This window comes from Pseudazoarcus sp. NS36 (assembly GCF_059703705.1).
The window spans coordinates 323,452-344,717 of sequence record NZ_BAAKJA010000001.1; the positions used below are offsets into that span (position 1 = coordinate 323,452).

The 21,266-nt window shown below is 66.4% G+C and carries 25 protein-coding genes; 6 read left to right on the forward strand and 19 right to left on the reverse strand.

Annotated features, from left to right (window positions below; translation table 11 throughout):
• Positions 1 to 19: 19 nt before the first annotated feature.
• From AC6H0R_RS01545 to AC6H0R_RS01570, 6 genes are all read right to left on the reverse strand, one after another.
• Entirely contained in the window at positions 20 to 673 is a 654-nt protein-coding gene (locus AC6H0R_RS01545) for a hypothetical protein (RefSeq protein WP_497579576.1), read from the reverse strand.
• The gene (locus tag AC6H0R_RS01550; RefSeq protein ID WP_497579577.1) at positions 670 to 1,479 is read right to left on the reverse strand and encodes an SDR family oxidoreductase; all 810 of its coding nucleotides are present in this window, start codon (positions 1,477 to 1,479) and stop codon (positions 670 to 672) included. The genes AC6H0R_RS01545 and AC6H0R_RS01550 overlap by 4 nt, the downstream gene beginning before the upstream one ends.
• Positions 1,480 to 1,488: 9 nt before the next feature.
• Positions 1,489 to 2,157, reverse strand: coding sequence for an iron-containing redox enzyme family protein (locus AC6H0R_RS01555; RefSeq protein ID WP_497579578.1), 669 nt, complete (start codon positions 2,155 to 2,157; stop codon positions 1,489 to 1,491).
• Positions 2,154 to 3,629: an AMP-binding protein gene (locus AC6H0R_RS01560; RefSeq protein ID WP_497579579.1), complete on the reverse strand. Its 1,476-nt coding sequence runs from the start codon at positions 3,627 to 3,629 to the stop codon at positions 2,154 to 2,156. Before AC6H0R_RS01560 ends, AC6H0R_RS01555 begins: the two co-directional genes overlap by 4 nt.
• Entirely contained in the window at positions 3,613 to 4,266 is a 654-nt protein-coding gene (locus AC6H0R_RS01565) for a thermostable hemolysin (protein WP_497579580.1), read from the reverse strand. The genes AC6H0R_RS01560 and AC6H0R_RS01565 overlap by 17 nt, the downstream gene beginning before the upstream one ends.
• Positions 4,267 to 4,417: 151 nt before the next feature.
• On the reverse strand, positions 4,418 to 4,945 hold the full coding sequence (locus tag AC6H0R_RS01570) for a DUF3455 domain-containing protein (protein WP_497579581.1): 528 nt from the start codon (positions 4,943 to 4,945) through the stop codon (positions 4,418 to 4,420).
• A gap of 198 nt (positions 4,946 to 5,143) precedes the next feature.
• Between AC6H0R_RS01570 and AC6H0R_RS01575 the strand changes: the two genes are divergently transcribed.
• Both AC6H0R_RS01575 and AC6H0R_RS01580 read left to right on the forward strand, forming a co-directional pair.
• A complete protein-coding gene (locus AC6H0R_RS01575) occupies positions 5,144 to 5,824 on the forward strand; it encodes a sigma-70 family RNA polymerase sigma factor (RefSeq protein ID WP_497579582.1) in 681 nt (226 codons plus the stop codon).
• On the forward strand, positions 5,821 to 6,618 hold the full coding sequence (locus tag AC6H0R_RS01580) for a cupin domain-containing protein (protein WP_497579583.1): 798 nt from the start codon (positions 5,821 to 5,823) through the stop codon (positions 6,616 to 6,618). The genes AC6H0R_RS01575 and AC6H0R_RS01580 overlap by 4 nt, the downstream gene beginning before the upstream one ends.
• 274 nt (positions 6,619 to 6,892) lie before the next feature.
• On the opposite strand, the gene AC6H0R_RS01585 is transcribed toward AC6H0R_RS01580, so the two are convergent.
• The 4 genes from AC6H0R_RS01585 to AC6H0R_RS01600 all read right to left on the reverse strand — a co-directional run bounded on the left by AC6H0R_RS01585 (position 6,893) and on the right by AC6H0R_RS01600 (position 9,438).
• Complete coding sequence (locus AC6H0R_RS01585) at positions 6,893 to 7,327, reverse strand: YybH family protein (protein ID WP_497579584.1); 435 nt, start codon at positions 7,325 to 7,327, stop codon at positions 6,893 to 6,895.
• Positions 7,328 to 7,406: 79 nt separating this feature from the next.
• Entirely contained in the window at positions 7,407 to 8,639 is a 1,233-nt protein-coding gene (locus tag AC6H0R_RS01590) for an RNA polymerase sigma factor (RefSeq protein WP_497579585.1), read from the reverse strand.
• Entirely contained in the window at positions 8,636 to 9,088 is a 453-nt protein-coding gene (locus tag AC6H0R_RS01595) for a VOC family protein (RefSeq protein WP_497579586.1), read from the reverse strand. Before AC6H0R_RS01595 ends, AC6H0R_RS01590 begins: the two co-directional genes overlap by 4 nt.
• A 14-nt stretch (positions 9,089 to 9,102) precedes the next feature.
• The gene (locus AC6H0R_RS01600) at positions 9,103 to 9,438 is read right to left on the reverse strand and encodes a YciI family protein (protein WP_497574296.1); all 336 of its coding nucleotides are present in this window, start codon (positions 9,436 to 9,438) and stop codon (positions 9,103 to 9,105) included.
• Positions 9,439 to 9,528: 90 nt separating this feature from the next.
• On the opposite strand from AC6H0R_RS01600, the gene AC6H0R_RS01605 reads away from it, so the two are divergent.
• The gene (locus tag AC6H0R_RS01605) at positions 9,529 to 9,738 is read left to right on the forward strand and encodes a DUF3820 family protein (RefSeq protein WP_497574297.1); all 210 of its coding nucleotides are present in this window, start codon (positions 9,529 to 9,531) and stop codon (positions 9,736 to 9,738) included.
• 33 nt (positions 9,739 to 9,771) lie between these two features.
• Here AC6H0R_RS01605 and AC6H0R_RS01610 read toward each other — a convergent pair whose 3' ends face one another.
• Positions 9,772 to 10,728, reverse strand: a complete 957-nt coding sequence (locus AC6H0R_RS01610) for a LysR family transcriptional regulator (RefSeq protein WP_497579587.1) — start codon at positions 10,726 to 10,728, stop codon at positions 9,772 to 9,774.
• Between the two features lie 72 nt (positions 10,729 to 10,800).
• Here AC6H0R_RS01610 and AC6H0R_RS01615 point away from each other — a divergent pair, with 72 nt between their 5' ends.
• Complete coding sequence (locus AC6H0R_RS01615) at positions 10,801 to 11,259, forward strand: DoxX family protein (RefSeq protein ID WP_497579588.1); 459 nt, start codon at positions 10,801 to 10,803, stop codon at positions 11,257 to 11,259.
• 132 nt (positions 11,260 to 11,391) lie between these two features.
• On the forward strand, positions 11,392 to 12,201 hold the full coding sequence (locus tag AC6H0R_RS01620; RefSeq protein WP_497579589.1) for a DODA-type extradiol aromatic ring-opening family dioxygenase: 810 nt from the start codon (positions 11,392 to 11,394) through the stop codon (positions 12,199 to 12,201).
• A 1-nt stretch (position 12,202) separates the two neighbouring features.
• Here the strand turns inward: AC6H0R_RS01620 and AC6H0R_RS01625 are convergent, their stop codons facing one another.
• On the reverse strand, positions 12,203 to 13,192 hold the full coding sequence (locus AC6H0R_RS01625; protein WP_497579590.1) for an LLM class flavin-dependent oxidoreductase: 990 nt from the start codon (positions 13,190 to 13,192) through the stop codon (positions 12,203 to 12,205).
• Positions 13,193 to 13,200: 8 nt separating this feature from the next.
• Positions 13,201 to 13,581 (reverse strand): hypothetical protein, encoded by a 381-nt coding sequence (locus tag AC6H0R_RS01630; RefSeq protein WP_497579591.1) that lies wholly within the window; start codon positions 13,579 to 13,581, stop codon positions 13,201 to 13,203.
• Between the two features lie 133 nt (positions 13,582 to 13,714).
• Between AC6H0R_RS01630 and AC6H0R_RS01635 the strand changes: the two genes are divergently transcribed.
• A complete protein-coding gene (locus AC6H0R_RS01635) occupies positions 13,715 to 14,038 on the forward strand; it encodes a hypothetical protein (protein WP_497579592.1) in 324 nt (107 codons plus the stop codon).
• Positions 14,039 to 14,155: 117 nt separating this feature from the next.
• On the opposite strand, the gene AC6H0R_RS01640 is transcribed toward AC6H0R_RS01635, so the two are convergent.
• From AC6H0R_RS01640 to AC6H0R_RS01665, 6 genes are all read right to left on the reverse strand, one after another.
• A complete protein-coding gene (locus AC6H0R_RS01640) occupies positions 14,156 to 15,253 on the reverse strand; it encodes a glycosyltransferase family 4 protein (RefSeq protein WP_497579593.1) in 1,098 nt (365 codons plus the stop codon).
• Positions 15,250 to 16,374, reverse strand: a complete 1,125-nt coding sequence (locus tag AC6H0R_RS01645) for a glycosyltransferase family 4 protein (protein WP_497579594.1) — start codon at positions 16,372 to 16,374, stop codon at positions 15,250 to 15,252. Before AC6H0R_RS01645 ends, AC6H0R_RS01640 begins: the two co-directional genes overlap by 4 nt.
• 68 nt (positions 16,375 to 16,442) lie before the next feature.
• Complete coding sequence (locus AC6H0R_RS01650) at positions 16,443 to 18,173, reverse strand: ATP-binding cassette domain-containing protein (protein WP_497579595.1); 1,731 nt, start codon at positions 18,171 to 18,173, stop codon at positions 16,443 to 16,445.
• Entirely contained in the window at positions 18,173 to 19,075 is a 903-nt protein-coding gene (locus tag AC6H0R_RS01655; protein ID WP_497579596.1) for a glycosyltransferase, read from the reverse strand. The genes AC6H0R_RS01650 and AC6H0R_RS01655 overlap by 1 nt, the downstream gene beginning before the upstream one ends.
• On the reverse strand, positions 19,072 to 20,265 hold the full coding sequence (locus tag AC6H0R_RS01660) for a glycosyltransferase family protein (protein WP_497579597.1): 1,194 nt from the start codon (positions 20,263 to 20,265) through the stop codon (positions 19,072 to 19,074). Before AC6H0R_RS01660 ends, AC6H0R_RS01655 begins: the two co-directional genes overlap by 4 nt.
• A 1-nt stretch (position 20,266) precedes the next feature.
• Positions 20,267 to 21,121 (reverse strand): glycosyltransferase, encoded by an 855-nt coding sequence (locus AC6H0R_RS01665; RefSeq protein WP_497579598.1) that lies wholly within the window; start codon positions 21,119 to 21,121, stop codon positions 20,267 to 20,269.
• Positions 21,122 to 21,266: the final 145 nt, after the last annotated feature.

Genomic DNA, 21,266 nt, shown 5'->3' on the forward strand with positions numbered 1-21,266 from the left:
CCCTCCTCTGGTTACCGAGTCAATTCAGCTTCTTGTCCAGTTTGGCCAGCAGCGCGCTGATCTCCGCGCGACGCCCTTCGTCTGCCACTTCGCGGCCCGGCCGCGCGGCCGCAGTCTGCGCTCTGAGCAAGGCCACGCGCGATTCATCATAGCGTTTCTCGCGGAACAGATAATCGCCATAGAAGTAGTTCGGGTCGATGCCATCCGGATTGAGATCGAGCGCCTTCTTCAACAGCTCCTCCGCGCGTTTGTCGTCCCCGAAGGCCACCGGCCAGCCCGGCACCTGGTAGTACAGCGAGCCCAGACTGGTATAGGCCGAGCCGTCGAGCGCCGCGGGGTCGAGGGCCAGCGCCGCCTCGAAGTTGGCACGCGCCTGCTTGACCAGATCGAGTGCCCCCAGACCACCTTTCTCACGCGCCCAACTGGCCTGGATGATGCCGTGCCAGATCAGCAGTTCGGGGGAGTCAGGCGCATCGGCCAGCGCCTGACGCGCCTGCTCGTCGAGACGTTCGAAGGCAGCTTTGCGCTCGTCCGGCGACATGCGGTAGTTGATGGCAGCCCAGCTCTGCTGGAGGTAATCGAGCCGCTGTGCACCACGCTCGTCGAGCGCGAAGGCCGACAGATTCCACAGGCAGGCGGTGAGCAGCAGGATGTTGCGGACGGTCTTTTTCATAGCGGGGTTCTCTCGGTTGCGGGGTCACGGGCAAAACGCAGGATGGTCGGCAGACGTCGGCGCAGCGCCTGGTCTACGCAGCGCGGCAACAATCCGTTGAGCCGCACGAACAGCCGCTCGGGCCAGCCGATGTAGGTCTCGTCACGGCCGCTGCGCAGCGCGGCATACACCGCAGCCGCCACGCGCTCGGGCGGATCCATGGCGACATCGAGATCGCGGTTCATGGCCACCAGACGGGCGGGATTCATGGGCGTCTGCGTGGCGCGCGGCGCAACGTACAACACGCGGATGCGCGTATCGGCCAGCTCCCGGCGCAGCGCTTCGGACAGGCCGCGCAAGGCAAACTTGCTCGCGCAGTAGGCGACAAATCCGGGGTGGCCGATGGAACCGAGCGTGGAGCCGACGTTGAGGATCACGGCCTCGTCGGCCTCGCGCAGCAGCGGCAGCAGGCGCCGGGTGAGCTGCAGTACGGCGGTGACGTTGGTGTCGATCAGCGCAGCCAGCATGGCATCGTCCTGCTCGTCGAGCAGCCCGAAACCACCGGCGCCGGCGCACTGCACCAGTCCATCCACGCCGCCCCCAGCGCGCGCCGCCGCCAGCACCGCATCACGCCCCTCGGCCGTGTTGAGATCGGCGCATACCGTCTGCACACGATCAGGCGCCTGCGCCACCAGCACATCGAGCGCAGCCTGCTGGCGCCCGACCAGCAACAGCCTTGCGCCGTCGGCACTCAGGCGTCGCACCAGTTCGCGCCCGATGCCGCCGCTCGCGCCGGTGACAACGATGCGTTTGTCTTGGATGTTCATCATCGCCGCTCAGGCCGCCAGCGCCATCTTCGCGCGCGGCAGCTCGCGCAGCATGTCGCCGTAGAGGCGATACACGACGCTTGCGGTGTGCACCACGGCTTCGCGATCTTCGGGGTGATAGAGCTTGTCCATCAGGCCACGGAAGACTTCCAGATGCCCGACATCGAGCGCACCGTGCGAGCGCAGGTAGGAAAACGCCTCAGCCGGCAACCCCAGACGCTGCTGCACCACATCTGCAGCGCGGCTGGCGAGCTGCACGCTGGTACCTTCGAGCACCAAGACCATGCCGAAGACACTGACCGGGTTGATGCGGGCGATGCGGTCATGCACATAGCTCACCAGCAACTCGATGGGCAGCGACGGACGGCCTTCGCGAACTTCGCGCACATCGGCACCGCAGGCATGGAGGTCATCGAGAATCCACTGTTCGTGACCAGCCTCTTCCTGCACGTACTCGACCACCGCCATGCCCAGCCAGTCGAGGCGCTCGGGCAAGCGGGCGCCGCAAGCCATCAGCAGCGGCACGGTGTGACGCACGTGGTGGTAGGCATTGGCGAGAAAGGCGATGTAGCTCTCGCGCGTCACCCGGCCTTCGGCCAGGTCCGCGAGGATGGGAGCCGCCAGCAGATACTCGCGGTCGGCGGCGGTGCGTTCGATCAGGCTGTCATGGAAATTCATGTCGGTTCTCCTTGCAGTACGGGGGAGTGGAATGACGCGATCACTTCGCGATAGCGCTGTGCGAGGGCGTCACGACGCAGGCGGCCGTTATCGGTCGCCAGGCCATTGGCTGGCGTGAAAGGTTCATCTGCGCGCAGCCAGCGATGCACGCGCAGGTAATCGGGTAGATCGCGATTGACGGCGGCCACGGCGGCCGCCAGCGCTTCATCGCTCACGTCGGCGCGACGCGGAACGATCAGCGCGAGGTTCTCGGGCAAGGCTTCGCCGTACAGCCAGGCCTGCGCAATCGGCGCCTGGCCGACCAGCTCGGCCTCGACCCACTCGGGCGACACGTTGCGCCCCCAAGCGGTCACGAAGAGGTGCTTCTTGCGCCCGCTCAGCGTCACCATGCCGTCCGCGTCGATGGCACCGAGATCGCCGGTCGGCAGCCATTCTCCGGACGGCGGCGCTTCGCCGAGATAGCCCAGCATGCGGGGCCCGCGCACCAGCAGTTCGCCGTCGGCGGCGACACGCAGCTCGCAGTGCGGCAAGGGCCGACCGACGGAACCGTTGCGACGCCGCTCCGGCGTGGCGAGGCACACCACCGAAGCGCATTCAGACAGACCGTAGCCTTCGAACACCGGCAACCCCACGTCCGCCGCGCGTTGCAGCAGCCCCGGCGCGGCGCACGCGCCGCCCAGCGCGACAAAACGCAGGGAATCCGGGCCGCGTGCGCCACGTTCGAGTGCCGTGACGACCTCCAGCAGCATTTGCGGCGTCAGGATGATGCTGTTGGGGCCGCGGTTGCGCAGCAGTGCGAGCAGCCGCACGGCGTCCAGACGGCTCGAACCGCTCAGGCCCACCTCGGCAAGCGGCGCGAGGTCGACCTCGATCCCCGCCAACAGCGGCGCATACAGGCCGGCAATGTTCTCGAGCAGCAAGGGCAGCGGCAGCACCGACAGATGTCGGGCCACCCCCGCACCCGCTGTGGCCAAGCGCAGGCTGTCCGCAACGGCAAGCTGTGTTGCTGCGTCCAGGCACACCCCCTTGGGGCGGCCGGTCGTGCCGGAGGTAAAAGTGATCTTGACGGTGCCGGCATGCAGACGTGGCGCATCGGGCAGTTCACGCAGCGCAAGGCGGTCATCCTCCGGCCGGAAGCCGGCCTCCTCCAGCGCATGGACTTCAGGCCCGATCACACAATCAACCCCGGCTGCGTCCAGCACATGGCGCCGTTGTTGCGCAGAGAAGAAGGTCGGCACGGGAACCGCCACGATCCCGGCATGCAGCAGCGCCAGATCCCACAAGGCCCAGTCCAGACCGTTGTCGAGTGCCAGCGCGACGCGGCGGCAGCCCAGGCGGCGCAGGCGAGCCACGCGCAGGGACACCAGCTCGGCCACCTCGGCGCCGTCGAGCCGCATGTCACCCTCAACCAGCACCGTCTGCTTGCGTCGGCGGGCAATCGCGGCGAAGAGCGCATCAGGCCGTAAGGACATGATTGCCCTCCCGCCCGGTCAGGCCCGGAGACTGCTTCTCGCCAAGGAGCGCGGCACAGCCTTCTGCGATGCGGCCAGCCATCACGCAGGGCTTGTGCGCGTAGTAGCTGCCCCAGTCTTCCCGCTCGATGCCAAGCCGCTGCGGGTCGGCCTCGGTCAGGTAGATGGGGGCGAGACCGTTGCGATGGAAGGCATTACGCAACAACTCGGTGCCGGTGAATACCACCCATTCGTAACCGGCCTCGGCAAGCCGGGCTGTCAGCGGCGCCAGCAGCAGACGCACGCCCGACGGCCCCGCCACCGCGAGATTGCCTACCTCGACAATGCGACTGCGCTCGACCTCGTGGCCCAATCTGGCCGACAACACCTGCTCGACCGGTCGGTCGAGGTAGCGCTCAAGGAACAGCGCATCGGACGCCGCCGGGCACAGCCCGACCACCGCACGCAGATTCGCATCGGTATCGACGAAGCCAAGCAGTTCCGGCATGAAGCGCGAAATGCGGGCGCCGAAACGGTCGGCAAACTGGCGCGCGACGAAACGCTCGAACGGCCTGCGCAACATCGAGCCGGGACGCGACACGATCCAGCAGCCGGAGCTTGCCTGCCGGGCATCCGGCACAAAGCGGAAAGAACTCATTGGCTTTACTCCGTTGAACACGGAAGCCATTCTCGAAGCCGATTCTTAGGGAAACCTTAAGGCGTGCGGAGCGCAGACAAAAAGGGCCCGGCGGATGCCTCCGCCGGGCCCGAACGCCGCCCCGGAGCGGGCAGCGAGGAGGGGAACGCGATTACTTGGCGCGATAGAACACGTAGTCGGCCTGATAGCGCACGGTCTGCTCGGCACCGACATTGGACTTGTCGCAGCTCGCCGCCGGGGCCACACCGCCTTTGGTGTTGAGGCGCTGGATGTAGCTCACACCCTTCATGGCGCCCATGCCTTCGGCCGGAGCGGCCTGCACCAGTTGCAGCGCGATGTTGCCGTCGCCACCGGACGCCGTACCCACTTGCTTGCCGGTGACCTTGGAGCCATCAGCCGCTTCCCAGGTCGGGCCGCCGTAGTACTTGCCGATGGCTTTCTGATCCTTGTCGAACAGGGTCGCGACCGGCGCAACGAAGGCCCATGCATACGTACCCGGCTTGTCTGCCTTTTCGCGGCAGGCGTAGGTGATGTCGCCGATGCCGGTGGACCACAGCGAGATTTCCTGGCCGGCCGGCACGCGCACCGGCTCGGGCAGTTTGGCGTTGTCGACCATGGCCATGGCCGAAGAGGCCGAGACGATCAGCGAAACAGCAACAATGGAGCGAAGTTTGGACATGTGAATCTCCTGTGAGGTCTGGACACGTCGTTTGAAAACAGGCGGTCCCGCTTGGGGTACCTGCTGGCTTTACGCAAGCAACGCCCGACCGGATGCAACACGAGATGTAAGGAAATTTTTCACGGATCGCTGCATCCGCCCGCTGATTTGCTGCGTATCAGTGAGTGAGCGGCGCCAGACCCCGGCGACCGCCATAGAATGACGGGACTCGCGCATGACAAGGCACACCGCTTGCTCACTGACGGACACGACGACACTGAAGGGCCCGCAGCCATTGCGCCGGGCGGTGCCGTCACGTCCGGTGACGACGATGCCCGCCTGCGCGACTGGATCGAGCGCATCGTCGAGCAAGACGAAGCCGCGCTCGGTGAGCTCTATGAAGCCCTGCACGGCAAGGTCTATGGGCTGGCGCTGCGCATCGCGCGCTCACGCGAGCTGGCCGAGGAAATCACCGAAGACGTGTTCTGGCAGGTGTGGCGCCAGGCCCCGCGCTTCGACCCTGCGCGCGGACTGGCCGTGGCCTGGATCATGACCATGACCCGCTCACGCGCGCTTGATACGCTGCGCCGCACCGCCTCACCGGAAATCTGTGACGACGACGCGATTGCGGCGGCAGCGGACACCGACGGCGGCGCCAACCCGTACGACCTGCTCAGTGCGGTCAACGAGCACAATCGCCTGCACGCGGCGCTGCAGACCATCGACGCACAGCCGCGCCAGCTGCTTGCGCTGGCCTTCTTCCGCGGCCTCACGCACGAGGAGATCGCGCTACATGTCGGCTTGCCGCTGGGCACCGTGAAATCGCACCTTCGGCGCAGCCTGCTGCAGTTGCGCGAAACCCTGCAAGCCACCATTACACGAGGAAGCAGCACGCCATGAACGAGCGCGACGACCACGACGCTCTGGTCGACCTGTTCGCACCGGCCCTGGGCGACCTGCCCCCGCCGGCCGGCAGCGGCATACGCGAACGCCTGATGGCGCGTGCAGCCGCGAGTCGTGCCCGCCACGCCGGACAGCGCACCGTGCGCTCAAACACCGGCGAATGGCGCACGCTCAAGGCCGGCGTACGCGCCAAAACGCTGTACGACGGCGCACACGGCAGTTCGGTCTTGATTGAACTCGCCCCCGGTGCAAGCCTGCCGCCGCACCGCCACCGCCACCTCGAAGAAGGCATCGTGCTGCGCGGCTCGATGCAGATGGGTGAACTGGATCTCGGCCCCGGCGATTACCACGTCTCCGCGCCCGGCAGCCGCCACGCCACCATCACCTCGCGCGACGGCTGCCTGACCTATCTGCGCGGCAGCTCACTGGGCAGCACGGTCGGTCTGGTGATCGAACTGCTCGGAGGACTGCTGCCCGGAGAAGGCTCTGCACCGATTACCGTCACCATTGAGGACGGCATCTGGCGACCGCTCACCGACGGCGTGGAGGAGAAGGGCTTGTGGCACGACGACACGCTGATCTCGCGCTTCCTGCGCTTCGCCCCCGGCGCGAGCCTGCCCGCCGTGACCTGCACCCAGAACACGGAAGTGCAGCTGGTATCCGGCGAGGTGTTTTGCGGTGACATCCTGTTGTGCCGCGAGGACTTCCACCTGCTTCCGGCCGGCAGCGAACTGCACGAGCTGTCGAGCGACGTCGGCGGCGTGGTGTTCATCCACGGCCGCTTCAGCTAGGGCCTGTTCACAATTGCGCTGGCGGATCGCGTGGGTCTGTATGGCTGTGCCGGCAAGGCGCGCGAAGCCGTCAATGGCCATTCCCTTGACAATGAGCGCAACGCCGCCGGCGCGGCCATACAGACCCACCCGCAGGGCTTGGTCCAAATGGCCCGCATTTCGGCGTTGCGGCTCCTTGCAAGACACCCGGTATTGCGGCGTCGCCGCGCCTTGATCTGCGAGCCATTTGGACCAAGCGCGACCGCCATGGCAAATGTGAACAGGCCCTGGCCCCTCAGGGCTCAAGCTCGACCAGCGCCTTGCACGTCTCCGGATCGAAAGGCACCGAGCAATGGTCGTGCGCGATCTTCCATTCGCCGTTCACGCGCCGGTAGCACGCCGTGCCGCGCATCCAGCCCGAATGCGTGGTGCCGTCCGGCAAGGTGGCGCCGCAATGCAGCAGGAAGCGCGAGAAGGCCACGTCTCCGCCGACCTCGACGTGAATGTCGTCGATGCGGAAATGCATGTCGCCCGGATATTGCTCCATGCAGCTCTGCCAGTGCGCGCGCCAGGCCTCGATACCACGCACCTGCAGCGGGCCGATGGCATCGAAGGACACCACGTCGGATACATACAGCGCCGTCACGCGCGGTACGTCGCGGTGCAGCGTGGCGTCCACCCAGGAGTCGATCAGGGAACGGATACGGGCTTCATCGTTGTTGGTGTTCATGCGGGTCTCCTGCGAGGTGTGACGCGGCACATGCAGCGTCTTCGATGACTGGTCGAACGGCGCACACGCAAATCGACATTCAGGCGCCCAGTTCTGCCATGCGCCGTTCGATATGTCGCCGCTCGGCGCCCTGGCGTGTCAGCGCCAGTGCCCTGCCCCAGGCGGCAAGCGCATCGTCGCGCCGTTCGAGCCGCCCGCACAGTTCGCCGCGGGCCGCATGGGCCAGCGCGTAATCAGCCAGTTCGCCGCGTTCGAGCAGCGCGTCAATCTGCAACAAGCCGGCTTGTGGCCCGTCACGCATGGCCACCGCCACGGCGCGGTTCAGTTCCACCACCGGCGAAGGCTCCACGCGCAGCAACACGTCGTACAGACCGACGATCTGGGGCCAATCGGTATCTTCTGCCCGCGCCGCCTCGGCATGCACGGCGGCGATGGCGGCTTGCAGGCAATAGGGACCAAAGCGACGCGAAGTCAGCGCGGTCTCGACCAGCAGACACCCTTCGGCAATCAGCTCGGCATTCCACAGCTCGCGGTCCTGCGCATCGAGCAACACCAGTTCGCCGGCCGCATCGGTGCGCGCGGCACGGCGCGACTCGTGCAGCAGCATCAGCGCCAACAGGCCGGCCACCTCCGGCTCGGGCAGCAGGCGCAGCAGCAGACGGGCGAGGCGGATGGCCTCGGCGCAGAGGTCGGCGCGGGTCAGCGCATCGCCGTCGGACGCGGCATAGCCTTCGTTGAACACCAGATAGATCACGCGCAGCACGCTCACCAGACGCTCGGGCAGCTCCGACGCACCCGGCACCTCGTAGGGAATGCGCGCGTCGCGGATCTTGGCCTTGGCACGCACGATGCGCTGAGCAAGCGTGGGCGCCGGCACGAGAAAGGCGCGCGCCACCTCCTCGGTAGCCAACCCGCACACTTCGCGCAGGGTCAGCGCAATCTGCGCGTCGGCCGCGATCGCGGGGTGGCAGCAGGTGAAGATCAGACGAAGCTGGTCGTCTTCGAGCAGTTCCGGTTCGGCGGGGTCGAGGCTGGCTGGATCGACCTCGGCATCGGGGTCTTCCAGCGGCTCGAAACGGCGCTGGCGGCGGATACCGTCGATGGCGCGGAATCGCCCGGCAGACACCAGCCAGGCCGCCGGATTGCCCGGCACACCGTCACGCGGCCACTGTTCCAGCGCGGCGCGAAAGGCCTCGTGCAAGGCTTCTTCGGCCAGATCAAAATCGCCCAACAGGCGGATCAAGGTGGCCAGCACGCGACGCGAGTCGGCCCGCCAGACGGACTCGATCACGTCGCGTGCGACGTCGCTCATTGCGGTTTGCAGCAGAACTCGGCACCGGCGCGCTCGATCTCCTCGGGCGACACCTCGCGCACGTGCTGGGCCATCGACCAGCGGTGACCGAAGGGGTCTACCACCACCGCGTAGCGATCACCCCAGAACATGTCCTCGGGCGGCATCTGCGCGGTGCACCCGGCATCGAGGGCGCGCTTGAAAGCGGCATCGCAGTCGCTAACCGGCAAGTTCAGCGTCACGCCACTGCCGCCCAGATCGGCCGGCGACGGGCAGCCATACTCAGGCGCAGCCTCGCCGAGGTAGAACATCGCGTCACCCAGGCGCAGCGCGGCGTGCATCAGCATGCCGTCGGGCAGCTTGTGCGCCGCCAGCACTTCGGCGCCAAAGGCCTTGCGGTAGAACTCGATCGCGTCCGTGGCCTTGCGACACGAAAGGTGGGCAATCAGGGAATGGGCGTTATCGCTCATCGGGGCTCTCCTGGTCAGTCGGGCTGCAGTTCGCGAATGGGGCGCACTTCGATGCTGCCGATCTGTGCCGGAGGGATGCCGGCCGCGACCTGGATCGCCGCATTCAGGTCGGCCGCCTCGATCAGATAAAAACCGGCCAGCTGCTCACGCGTTTCGGCAAACGGCCCGTCGGTGACCGACACCTTGCCGTTGCGCACGCGCACGGTTGTAGCCGTCTCGACCGGCTGCAGCGCCTGCCCGGCAACAAAGTGGCCGCTGGCGATGAGTTTCTCGACGTAGTCCATGCAATGGCGGTCGCGCTGCTCACGCATCGGCGCTTCTTCGCCATAAACCAGACACAGGTATTTCATGTTGTTCTCCGCTGGATCGGGGGTGTTCCCGTAAGCTTGTCGAAAAGCCTCGATCAAAATCGACACGTTTTACGTAATTTTCCGAAACCGATGAATCCCGAAGATCTCGAACTGCTGCTGACCCGCCAGATGCCCTACGGGAAATACAAGGGTCGGGTCATCGCAGACCTGCCCGGCAACTACCTCAACTGGTTTGCCCGCGAAGGCTTTCCCAAGGGCGAAATCGGCCGTCTGCTGGCACTGATGCAGGAGCTTGACCACAACGGCCTCAGCCCCCTGCTCGACCCGCTGCGCCGCTGAACCGTGCGTGCACCATGGTGCCGCGAACGGATGTCATGCGGATGAAGCCTGCGCTTCAAGCTCGGCCCGCAGGAAATCCCGGAACACCCGCACCCGTGCGGGGGCATCGCGCCCGCCAAGGCTGATCGCGAACAGGCGGGCATCGGCCACCCGCCACTCGGGCAGCACACGCTGCAAGGCCCCGGCCGCCACCCATGCAGCGGCCACCGGCCCCGGAATCGAGGCAACGCCACCGCCAGCCACGGCCAGTCGCAGCGCGCTGGCAAAGTCCGAACTGCGCACTGCCGCGGGCAGGGTGACCGCTTCGACCTTGCCCCGTCGATCAAGCAGACGCAGGCTCACCGCCGCACCGGATTCACGCGAAGCGACCAGCACATGCCGCGCCAGATCGGCCGGCGAGGCGACCTCGCCATGTGCGGCCAGATACCCCGGCGCGGCATACAGGTTTATGCTGAACGCAACCAGCTGGGATGCGCGATAACCCATGTCCGGCAACTCGCCGCCGGTGGCACGCAGCGCAAGATCGATGCGGTTGGCCGCCAGATCCAGCGAAGCGTCATTGAGCAACATCTCGATCGTGATACGCGGATGCAGTTCGCGAAAACGCACCAGCAACGGGGGCAGCACATCCATGCCGAAATCGATGGGCGCCGTCACACGCAGATGGCCTCGCGGCTCGGCCCGCGAGGCGTGCGCGGCTTCAACTGCGTCGTCGAGCAGCCGGAGCGATTCGCGCGCACTGGCAAAAAAGGCCTCGCCCTCGTCGGTGGGCGACACCGCGCGTGGGGTGCGCGCCAGCAATCCGACTCCCAGGCGCCGCTCCAGCCGGGACACGCGCCGGCTGATCGAGCCCTTGGTCTCGCCAAGCAGGCGCGCCGCGGCAGAGACCGTGCCGAACTCGACCACCGCGCAGTACGCACGCACGTCGTCCAGCGCGCCGCCGAAGGTTTCCGTTTCATCAACCATGAGTTGCATATTAGCCGTCTTCACGCAGATTCAGAACCACCGCATCATGCACTCCAGCAACACACAAGAAACATCAAACCCACGGGAGCAACCAACATGAGCACGAACAATTCCGCACTGGCCGGCATCGGCCGCAGTCTTGATGGGCTGGCGCCGCTGGCCTGGCCGATTGTCCGCATCACCACCGGCCTGCTGTTGATGCCGCACGGCGCGCAGAAGCTGTTCGGCTGGTTCGGCGGCCACGGGTTGGAAGCGACCGGCCAGTTCTTCGCCGGCAACCTCGGCCTGGAGCCGGGCATCGTGTTCGCCTTCCTCGCCGGCTTTGTCGAATTCTTCGGCGGTCTGGCGCTGGTGCTGGGCCTGCTGACCCGACCGGCCGCGCTCGGTGTGGCCGTGTTGCTGGGCGTAGCGCTGACGGTGCACCTCCCCAACGGCTACTTCTGGAACGCTGGCGGCTACGAATACCCGCTGATGTGGCTGCTGCTGGCCGTGGCGATCTTCCTGCGCGGCGGCGGTGAAGCCTCACTCGACCGCAAGCTGGGCCTGCCCTTCTGAACATCGCCTGAAAGCACAGCAAAGGCCCGGCGAGTCCGGGCCTTTTTTGTCGCCGGGCCCCAAGGCAAAGCCGGCACTCCCGACGCCGCGCAGCGACAAGCGTGGGAGCCTTCTTCATTCATGGAGTACGTCATGAGCACATCACAACGTCTGCCCACCCTGTTCATCCCGCACGGCGGCGGCCCCTGCTTCTTCATGGACTGGAACCCGCCCGACGCGTGGCATCGCATGGGCGAGTGGCTGCGCGCCGTGCCGGATCTGATCGGGCGGAAACCGCGCGCAGTGCTGGTGATCTCGGCGCACTGGGAGGCGCCGGCCTTCACCGTCAATGCGCGCGAACAGCACGAACTGCTGTTCGATTACTACGGCTTCCCGGAACACACCTACCGCCTGCAGTGGCCGGCGCGCGGCGATGCTGCGCTGGCCGAACGCGTCAATGATCTGCTGACGGACGCCGGCCTGCCGGTGGCGCGCGACGACCGCCGCGGGCTCGATCACGGCGTATTCATCCCGTTCAAGCTGATCGACCCCGAGGCTTCGGTGCCGGTGGTGCAATTGTCGCTGCGCGAGGGACTGGACCCGGCCGAACACCTGGCCGTCGGCCGCGCGCTGGCGCCGTTGCGCGACGAGGGCGTGCTGATCGTCGGCACCGGCATGAGCTTTCACAACATGCGCCGTTTCCGCCGTGACAACACTGGGCTGGACGCCGATTCGGTGGCTTTTGACGACTGGCTCACCCAAGCCGTCGCCCTGCCCGCGGCGGCGCGTATCAAGGCACTGACGGAATGGGAGCAAGCCCCTTCGGCACGGGCGTCCCACCCCGAGGAAGAGCACCTGCTGCCACTGCACGTAGTAGTTGGTGCGGCCGGCGAAGACGCCGGAAGGCAGGCGCTGTCGGACCGCGTGCTGGGCAGCGCGCAGTCGGCCTACCTCTTCGGGTGACTCAGGCCTGCTGCGTGGCGGCCACCAGATGACAGGAATGCAAGCGCGCGGCGTGGTCGAAAATGTCCGACACCACGATGAGTTCATCGGCGCCGGTTTCCGCCAGCAAGGCGTCAATACCGGCGCGCACGGTGTCGGGCGAGCCGACGATGGAGCGCTCAAGCATGCGCTGGGCGTGCATCTTCTCGGCACCATTCCAGTAGGTGTCGATGTCATCAATCGGCGGCCGGCTCAGCGCACGCGTGCCGCGCACCAGATCGGTGAAGGCCATCTGTTGCGTGGTGGCGAGCCGGCGCGCGGCAGCATCACTGTCGGCTGCGATGATGTTTACGCCGATCATCGCGTACGGGCGATCGAGCTGGCGCGAGGGCTTGAAGCGCGCGCGATAGGTTTCCAGGGCCGGCAGCAACTGCTGCGGCGCGAAGTGCGAGGCGAAGGCATACGGCAAACCCAGCTCGGCCGCCAGCATGGCACCGAACAGGCTGGAACCCAGAATCCACAAGGGCACTTCGCTACCGGTCCCCGGCACGGCCTGCACGCTGCGGCTGGCCGCCTCGCGCGACAGCAAGTGCTGCAGCTCCAGCACGTCCTGCGGGAAGTGATCGGACGCGGACGGCGTGCGCCGCAACGCGCGCAGCGTGTCCTGATCGGTCCCCGGTGCACGGCCCAGGCCCAGATCAATACGCCCCGGAAACAGCGCATCGAGCGTGCCGAACTGCTCGGCGATCAAGAGCGGCGAGTGGTTGGGCAGCATGATGCCGCCCGCACCGACGCGGATCGTGCGTGTACCGGCCGCGATGTGCTGGATCACCAGCGAGGTCGCGGCACTGGCGATGCTCGGAAAGTTGTGGTGCTCGGCCACCCAGAAGCGCCGGTAGCCCCAGCGCTCGGCGTGGCCGGCCAGATCGCGCGCATTGTCGAGCGCCGTGCGCGCATCTGCGCCGTCGGTGATGCGGACCAGATCGAGGATGGACAACGGTGTGCGTGACATGACCCGCCCTAGAACTGTTGGCTCGGCGAGTAGTACAACACCTGCCCGCACTCCCCGCAGAAGTGTTCGCGCATGTGCGTCGGGTGCGGCAAGGCGCGCGGACGCACATCCTCCTTGCGGCAATACACACAGCGCACGCGCCTGCCATGCACGAAGCCCGGATAGTGCGTGCGGTACCAGCGCAGATCGCGTTGCTGCATGTGCTGATACGCGCCCCAGCGAATGGCGATCTGCACCAGCACGGCCGCCACGCCTGCACCACACACCAGAGCGGTCAGCGCCGAAGTGTGGAACAGGTCATGCACGACCAGCAGCGAGAACGCCACGATCAGCGGAATGACGCCACACAGGGACAGCAGCAGATAGGTGTAGAACGAAGTACGGTGCACCGCAGGACCAGCGAAACGTGAATCGGATTGCGCCCTCATTCTAGCGGCAAAGCCGGCCACTGCCCCGCCTGCGTGATAGCATCGGCGCACCAACGCCGGGCAATCCGGCTCCGCAACAGCGAACGGAAACATCATGGCAAAACAGAAAAACGATTACGCCTACGTCGAAGGCGTCGGCCTGTTCAAGAGCCGCAACTCGGCAATGATCTACGACTACTTCACGCAGAATGCACAGGATGGCGTCACCGAAACCTTCGACTGGACCCGTCTGCGCGACGCGATGTTCGGCGAGCTTTCGTTCATGGAACACGACGAGTTCGTGCTGTTCGAAATCGAGGTGCTGAATCCGACCCTGTCGGAAATCCACAAGCGCACCGGCGACCTGATCGAAACCGAACTCATGGAAACCGAAGCCGGCGCCAACCAGCGTATTCGCTTCGCGCAACGCAAGGACTGAGCGCGCTTGCGTTCCTGATCGGCGGTTTGCAGGAGAAATGCCCGGCACGACAGTGACCGGGCATTTTTTGCGCCAGACAAATGATCGCCCGAACGGCATCACCCGCAGCTGCAGAGCTCAGCGCACGGAGAGCGCTGCCATCAAGCGACGCGTGACTGCGCCCGCTTCATAGTGCTTGAGCACCTTGAGGTGACCGGCCTCGCCAAGCCGGCGGCTCAGCTCGGGAGAGACGGCCAGGCGGTGCATCGCCTCGGCCAGCGCATCCACATCGCCCTCCGGCACCAGCAGACCGTCCACGCCGTCCTCGATGAGGCCGGCAACGGCGCCACACGCATAGGCCACGACCGGTTTGCGGTAAGCCCAGGCTTCGATGACTGCACGCCCAAAGGTTTCCGGCCCGCCGGAATGCGAAACCGACGGCACTACAACCGCCCGGCATTGACGCAGCAGCGCTTGCGGGTCGTCCGTGTATTCGTTGAGGCTGTAGCAATCGCCGATGCCCAGCGTATCGATAAAACGGCGCAGATGCGCGTTTAGGGCGACATCCCCGACCACGCCATGGGAGGACGCCGGGACAGTACGCCCCTGGCGCTGCAGGGTTTGCAGCGCGAGCATCAACTCCACATGGCCCTTGAAGCGGTTGACCGTGGCCAGATGCAGCACAGGGCCGTCGTAGCTCACTGCGCCGGCGGGCACTTCGACCATATCGGGGACCACACTACAGACCGCGGCCCCGGTCGGCTGCACGTAAAAAGGCGCGAGGTATCCCTTGCGCTCAAGCACCGCCGAGGACGGCACCAGCACCCGGGCTCCCGCCAGCCGACCCAGAATGAAATCAAAGTCGTGCCACGCAAAGTCACGCACATACAGATGGCAGCGCGCCCCCAGACCGGGCACCAGTCTGGCGGCCATCGCAGCCACCAGCGCCGATGCATGGGTATTGACCAACAGCACCGCACCCGGATGCCGCAGGCAATCGAAGGCCAGACGCAGCGCGGCACGGCGTCGGCCCCACGCGCTGTGCGTACTCGCAACGCGCGCCAGCCGCGCGCCGGCAGGTAAGGCGTCTAGCCGCGCAAGTTGAGCAAGGTGGAAGGGACTTTCGGCATACACCCGCAACACACTCTCCGCGGGGAGATGACGCAGGATCAGCTCCATGCTGCGCTCGGCGCCGCCGTAGCCGGTGGCCATCGACAGCACGATCAGTTTCGTCATCGGCGGGCGTAGCTCCGTGCGCACAGCGCATAGCCGGCATCGGCAATGCGACGGGCCAGTGCCGGATCATCGGCCAGGCGGGCGATGGCGCGCGCGAACTCGACGGGCGTCTCGGCCGGCAGATAGTGCTCGTCGGCCGTGACGTCGAGTCCGCGTACGCCCTGCGCCGTGGACACCACCGGCCGTCGGTAAGCAAAGGCTTCGAGGGTTTTCAGCTTGGTACCCCCACCGGCGCGGAGCGGCACCAGCACGACCTGCGCAGCGGCATAGCAGGGCGACAGCGCCTCGACGTCGGACAGAAATTCGACCCGCGGCGCAGCACGCAGCAGGGCCGATAGTTCCGGCCCGGCACGCCGCCCCACCACGCACAGCACCCAGGGCTGGCGCAGACACCGCTCCAGTTCGGGCAGCACCTTGCTCACCAGATCGCGCACGGCTTCCTCGTTGGGTGCGTAGCCGAGGGTGCCGACGAACAGCAGACGCAGCGTGCCGTCGCTCGGGGGCGGCACCTCACCATCCGGCAGAGCCACCCGGTTGGGGCGCAGCCCGCGTTGCGGTGCAAGGCGGGTACGCAGCCGTTCCACGTCCTCGGCAGCCGCCAGCCAGAGCGTGTGGTAGCGCGCTTGCAGCGTGCGTTCGAGCAAGGCGTACTGCAGCGCCGTCGCGGCACAGCGTATGGCCGCAGCACGACGGCCCATGCGCCACACCGCCCCCGCCACGCTCCAGCGGGTGTGGGACTCCAGATCGTCCATGTCGAGTTCCAGCCGGGCCTGCGGGCAGTGTTGCGCCACGCGCTGGGCCAGATCGTGCAGGTACAGACGAAACACCACGATGCGCTCGACCGGCGCAGCCGCCAGGCCGTCCAGCGCCTGCGCAAGCACCTCGCCGCCGCGCGTGCGGCGCCAGTCCGCCACCGTGCGACGCTCCAGCAGGCACACCGGCGGCAACAACCACCCCAGCGCACGCAGCCAGCGTGACGGCCGGCGGGCAGTCCGCGGCAGCGGCCAGACGGCTTCTGCCGGGTAATCCGCCGGCAGCTCGGCCGTCGGCGCCCACCCCGCCACCAGCACGTGCACGCGGTGGGTGCGCGCCAGCTCGGTCAGCCAGTCCCAGGCCCGCATGGCCGGACCGGATCCGCCAGCCAGCGGCAGAACGGGCGTCAGAAGGACCGCAACCGGTCGCGGCTGAGTCATCCCTCCCCCTGTGCGGGGCGTTCTTCGAGGAAACCGCCCGGTCCGATGTGCAGCACGCGGTCGGCAAAGCGCAGGCTGCCACTGCGATGCGTGATGAACACCACGCTCATGTCGGGCCGCTCACGCCGGATGTTGGACAGCAGCCGCGTTTCGGTGGTTTCGTCGAGCCCGGATGTGGCCTCGTCGAGTAGCAGCAGATCAGGCTTGCGATACAGCGCCCGCGCCAGCGCCAGACGCTGCCGCTCGCCACCAGACAGGCGCACGCCGTCGGCTCCGATGCGGGCCTGATGCCCGCCCGGCAACCGACCCACCACTTCGTCCACGCAGGCCAGCGTCAGGGCTTCGTCGATACGCGCCCGATCCCCGGCATCGAAGCCGAAAATCACGTTTTCGGCGACGCTGCCATCGAGCAGCGCCACGTGTTGCGGCAGGTAGGCCAGGCGCGGCGGCGTCTGCCCCGGCCATGCATGCACCACACGACCCGTTTCCGGCAAGTGGATGCCGCACAGCAATTCCATCAGGGTGCTCTTGCCGGCGCCGGAAGCGCCCGTCAGCGCAACCCAGGAAGGGTGGGCAATGCGCACGCTGGCCCGCTCGATGACCGGACCCTGGGTGGCGGCGTGTCGAAAGCTCACGTCCTCCAGCGCAAAAGCGGCCGACGCAGCCGGCTGCGGGCGGATGCCGATCCGTTCGGCATGCCTCGCCTGCGCCCAGGCGAGCTCTTGCAGCACCAGATCGATGTTGACGACCGAACCGGACAGCGCAGCGCGTGTCGCCAGCACGTTGACCATCGCAGGCATCAGCGCACGCGCCACCACGGCATAAAACACCAATTGCGGCAGCAAGTCGGCGATCGGACGTTCCAGCAGCACCCACACCGAGACCACCACCAGCAGGATCGTCAGGATGGCGAAGTCAAGCACCATGCGCGGCAGGGCCGGGAGAAAATTCAGACGTTTGTTGGCATGCGCCACGCCGTGGATGGCGCGGTCCAGATGGTCGAGGAAGAAACGCTCGAGGCCATACACCCGGATCTCGCGAAAGGACCCGAGCGCTTCGGCCATGCCGATGTTCCAGCGCTGCATGGCGGCCTCCCGCTCGTGGGCGAAGCGGTGCTGGGTGCGCCCGATCAGGCGTTGCGTCAGCACGCCCAGCAGCAGGAAGCAGGCGCCCAGCGCGAGCGCCGTCTGCCAGTCCTGCCACAGCATCAGCGCGCTGAGGAACAGCAGCATCAGCAGGGAAGAAATCAGGGTAATGCACTGCTGCACGGCAAAGGCGGCATCCACCGAGGTCGTGAAGCAGCGCCGCAGGTAATGGGCGCGGTGCTGACTCTGGAAACTGCCCCAGTCGAGATGCAGGTAGCCCTCCAGCAGACGGCTGACGGTGTCACGCTGCACCTGCTGATGGAAGCCGGCCGAACTCCACGCAAAAAAGGCCTGCACCGCCAGCTTCAGGGTAATCAACAGCAGCAAGCCGGCGCTCAGCAAGGGCACCAATGGCCACCCGCCAACCCATCCTGTCACGACCGGTGGGCATTGCCCGCCTACACACTGCACGTAGGGGATGACCGCCCCGGCCACCGCCATTTCGAGCAGCGACAGGGCGCACGCCCAGACGGAGACGAACAGCAGCCTGCGCTTCTGATCCGCCGACAGCAAACGCCCCAGCATGGTGGCCAGGTCGCGCACCTCACGCAGTGACATCAACGCGCCCAGCCCGCCGCGCATCACACCCTCAGCCAGCTGCGCAGACTGCGCAGCGGATGGCGCAGCACCGATGCGGCGGTCTGTCGCAGGTAAATTTCACGGCACCCCTGCGCATCGTCGGGCAGATGCATGCGTGCGTGGCGGGCGTAGGTGGTGTCGGCATGACGTACGTAATCAACGTTCAGCAGACCGGCATGAAAATGGCTGAAGTCGAGCCGGTCCGGCGCGAACCACAGGTGGTTCCAGAGATGCAGGCTGTAGGACTGCTGCGGCAACTGGACGTTGCGCAGGAACAGGTCGTTGATGCCGCGCGAGGTCCAGTCCAGCGCATAGAAGGCGCTTTCCGGCTCGACATCGAGGAGTTCCGGGTCTTGCTGCCACAGCCGGTACGGCAGCAGCGTGGAATGGTTGCTCCAGGTACCGTCAAAGGCCTCATGCAGGCCATCCAGCCAGCGTCGGCAGAACTGCGCGCCGGGCGCGGAGGCAATCCACGCGTTGCACAACGATCCGCCGGCACACGCAGCCGGCGGCGCCTTTTCCTGCCCGAGGATGAATTCCCGCGTCAGCCATTCATCCGGAAACGGCCGCAGGAACAGCGTGTCGATGTCGGCATAGATGCCCCCCTCTTCAAGCAGGATCTGCAGGCGCGCGAAATCGGCGAGGTGGGCATAGCGGTACTGGTTCAGCGTCGGGTCAGCGTAGCGGTAGTCGGCAATCGCCTTTTCCGGCTCGATGCGGCGCAGGGTCAGCTGCGGCTTGATGCGCTCCCACCACTCGCCCCACGGTTCATTGTGGTAATGGAAATGGACGGCATCCGGACGATTCACGTTGATGCACGAAGCCAGGCACAGGTAGTACATCAGGTGGAAGGGTTCGGTCTGCTCGCGCAGTCCGAACACGAAATGGAATACCCGCGGGATCATGCGCCGGCCTCCGCATGCAGGGCCCGCGACAGCGCCCCGGTAATCGCCTCACGCGAAAAATCGCGACCAATGCGCTGCGCGAGCCGGGCAGCGCGCGCGCGCGCCTCGTCACGCTGCTCAAACACTTCTCGCATCAGCGCAGCCGCATGCTCCACGGAAGGCTCGGCCCACCGGTCGGTCGGCCGATAAATTGCCGACCAGCCGAGCTCACGCGCCCGAATCAGGCGGTAATCGACCAGATAGGCCAGTTCCGGATCAAGGAAATCGAGCTGGCCACCGTAGCCGGTCATCACCACCGGCTTGCCCAGACGCGCGGCCTCGAACGCACCCAGGCCCCAGCCCTCCGTGCGCGTCAGGGAGACAAAGCAATCACCCATTTCGTGCAGCGCCAGCATCTGCCCGTCGGTCAGGGTTTCGTCATCGATCAGGCTGATCGACGGCGGCGCCGGATGACGCGACAACATGCGCTCCACGGCCAGGCGGGTCGGCGGGTGGTGCCGCCGGAAGCCGTTGCGCCAGTGGCGATGGGTACGGGTGATGTCCTTGGCGCTGGTCTTGACCACCAGATGCACCGGGTCATCCGCGGTGAACGCGCGCAGATACGCCTCCAGAACCAGATGGGGGGCCTTGCGATTGGACCAGAAACCGACGGTGTAGAAGGTGAAACAATCCGCGTTCGCCGACTCGGGGTGCAGCCGTTGCCGGACCGCCGCCCGGTCCGCTTCGCTCGCCCGCTCGAGCTCTTCGAACTGCGACAGATGCGGCACTACGGAAATCGGCACACGCACCCCGGAACGACGAAACACCTCGGCATTCCAGTGGCACGGCACGATCACGCCGTCGAGCTGGTTCAGGATGTCCGGCCACTCGTCGGGCAGGTCTTCAAGCTCCCACACGGTGTAGCCCAGGATGCGCCGACCCGGCTTGCGCTCGCGGTCGATCCAGTCCTGGAAATACCCGGGCACGGTGTGGATCACGACGGTGTCGTAGTCGATCGCCCGGTTGCACACCGGCGCCAGCTTCGGGCAGGGCCAATCCGCCCCATCGTAAGGCTCGTAGGCACGCCGTCCGGGCAGCATCGGAGCCCAGCTCAGATTCACTCCGGCATCCATCAGCGCACGGACATAGGCCTTGCCGGCAATGGCGTAGCCGGTCGTATCACCCCACGAAACAAACTTCAGACCGCGCATCTCAGCCCCGTCCCGAGCGCAGGCGAAAGACACGCACCCCCGCATACAGGCCCTGGAAGAACCCTCTGAAACGGGCGGCAAAAGCCGCGCCGCGCCAGCCCCGGAAAACCAGTGCCTGGACAACCGAACCGATGATGATGCGGCCTCCCCAATAGAGCATGTGCGGCGCCGGATTCTTGGCAACCAGTGCCCCTGCGCCACACGCATAGCTATGGAAGCGGGCGGCCACCCAGCGATTCCAGGGCGGAACCTTGGTCGGGTGCTGCATGCGTACGCGCGGGCTGTAGCAGGCCTCGCCATCGCCGATGCAGGCAAACAGCCGATTCATCAGATCAACGCCTTCGGCGGCCGGAAACATGGCGCCCGGACCGAAACGTTCATCGAAACCTCCGGCCTGCTGGAAGAGATCACGCCGCACGAATAGCGTCGCCTCGGTCACACGGCCAAACATCGTCCAGCGCGAGAACCTGGAGGAAGCCGGCTTCCAGCGCAGCAGATTGGGCGCGCCGGAAGCATCGACGGTCTGCCCGGTCACGACACGCACCTGCGGATCGCGGCTCAGGCACTCGACTTCGGTCAAGGTATCCGCAAACAACTGGCAGTCGTCGTCGGGAAATCCGAGCCACTCCCCTCGCGCCAGCGAAACGCCGAGATTGCGTGCCCTGCACGCGCCGCGGAACGTCACCTGCTGATGCACGATGGAGAGCCTGTCCGCATAACGCCCCAGCAGGTCGACCAAGCGGTCATCACCGTTCTGATCCACGATGATCACCTCAAATCGCGGCCGTACGTCCAGCGCTGCCAGACTCGCCAGGCAATCGCTAAGCTCGCCATCATCATGCAGGGTCGCGATCACCAGCGAGTAGCGGAAGTGCGCAGGAGGGCTGGCCGGCTGGTGATCTGCGCTCAAGGGGAAAGACATCCAGAGGAATGTGCAAGTGGCGACATTCTACTGCCTGGGCTCGCCACCTGGATGACAGCGCGGAGACCATGCCCGCCTG

What these genes read in the sequence shown, in the direction of transcription:
- AC6H0R_RS01545 (WP_497579576.1), bottom strand. Translation starts at nt 673, where the DNA reads ATGAAAAAGACCGTCCGCAACATCCTGCTGCTCACCGCCTGCCTGTGG.
- AC6H0R_RS01550 (WP_497579577.1), bottom strand. Translation starts at nt 1,479, where the DNA reads ATGAACATCCAAGACAAACGCATCGTTGTCACCGGCGCGAGCGGCGGC.
- AC6H0R_RS01555 (WP_497579578.1), bottom strand. Translation starts at nt 2,157, where the DNA reads ATGAATTTCCATGACAGCCTGATCGAACGCACCGCCGCCGACCGCGAG.
- AC6H0R_RS01560 (WP_497579579.1), bottom strand. Translation starts at nt 3,629, where the DNA reads ATGTCCTTACGGCCTGATGCGCTCTTCGCCGCGATTGCCCGCCGACGC.
- AC6H0R_RS01565 (WP_497579580.1), bottom strand. Translation starts at nt 4,266, where the DNA reads ATGAGTTCTTTCCGCTTTGTGCCGGATGCCCGGCAGGCAAGCTCCGGC.
- AC6H0R_RS01570 (WP_497579581.1), bottom strand. Translation starts at nt 4,945, where the DNA reads ATGTCCAAACTTCGCTCCATTGTTGCTGTTTCGCTGATCGTCTCGGCC.
- AC6H0R_RS01575 (WP_497579582.1), top strand. Translation starts at nt 5,144, where the DNA reads ATGACGGGACTCGCGCATGACAAGGCACACCGCTTGCTCACTGACGGA.
- AC6H0R_RS01580 (WP_497579583.1), top strand. Translation starts at nt 5,821, where the DNA reads ATGAACGAGCGCGACGACCACGACGCTCTGGTCGACCTGTTCGCACCG.
- AC6H0R_RS01585 (WP_497579584.1), bottom strand. Translation starts at nt 7,327, where the DNA reads ATGAACACCAACAACGATGAAGCCCGTATCCGTTCCCTGATCGACTCC.
- AC6H0R_RS01590 (WP_497579585.1), bottom strand. Translation starts at nt 8,639, where the DNA reads ATGAGCGACGTCGCACGCGACGTGATCGAGTCCGTCTGGCGGGCCGAC.
- AC6H0R_RS01595 (WP_497579586.1), bottom strand. Translation starts at nt 9,088, where the DNA reads ATGAGCGATAACGCCCATTCCCTGATTGCCCACCTTTCGTGTCGCAAG.
- AC6H0R_RS01600 (WP_497574296.1), bottom strand. Translation starts at nt 9,438, where the DNA reads ATGAAATACCTGTGTCTGGTTTATGGCGAAGAAGCGCCGATGCGTGAG.
- AC6H0R_RS01605 (WP_497574297.1), top strand. Translation starts at nt 9,529, where the DNA reads ATGAATCCCGAAGATCTCGAACTGCTGCTGACCCGCCAGATGCCCTAC.
- AC6H0R_RS01615 (WP_497579588.1), top strand. Translation starts at nt 10,801, where the DNA reads ATGAGCACGAACAATTCCGCACTGGCCGGCATCGGCCGCAGTCTTGAT.
- AC6H0R_RS01620 (WP_497579589.1), top strand. Translation starts at nt 11,392, where the DNA reads ATGAGCACATCACAACGTCTGCCCACCCTGTTCATCCCGCACGGCGGC.
- AC6H0R_RS01625 (WP_497579590.1), bottom strand. Translation starts at nt 13,192, where the DNA reads ATGTCACGCACACCGTTGTCCATCCTCGATCTGGTCCGCATCACCGAC.
- AC6H0R_RS01635 (WP_497579592.1), top strand. Translation starts at nt 13,715, where the DNA reads ATGGCAAAACAGAAAAACGATTACGCCTACGTCGAAGGCGTCGGCCTG.
- AC6H0R_RS01640 (WP_497579593.1), bottom strand. Translation starts at nt 15,253, where the DNA reads ATGACGAAACTGATCGTGCTGTCGATGGCCACCGGCTACGGCGGCGCC.
- AC6H0R_RS01645 (WP_497579594.1), bottom strand. Translation starts at nt 16,374, where the DNA reads ATGCGGGCCTGGGACTGGCTGACCGAGCTGGCGCGCACCCACCGCGTG.
- AC6H0R_RS01650 (WP_497579595.1), bottom strand. Translation starts at nt 18,173, where the DNA reads ATGCGCGGCGGGCTGGGCGCGTTGATGTCACTGCGTGAGGTGCGCGAC.
- AC6H0R_RS01655 (WP_497579596.1), bottom strand. Translation starts at nt 19,075, where the DNA reads ATGATCCCGCGGGTATTCCATTTCGTGTTCGGACTGCGCGAGCAGACC.
- AC6H0R_RS01660 (WP_497579597.1), bottom strand. Translation starts at nt 20,265, where the DNA reads ATGCGCGGTCTGAAGTTTGTTTCGTGGGGTGATACGACCGGCTACGCC.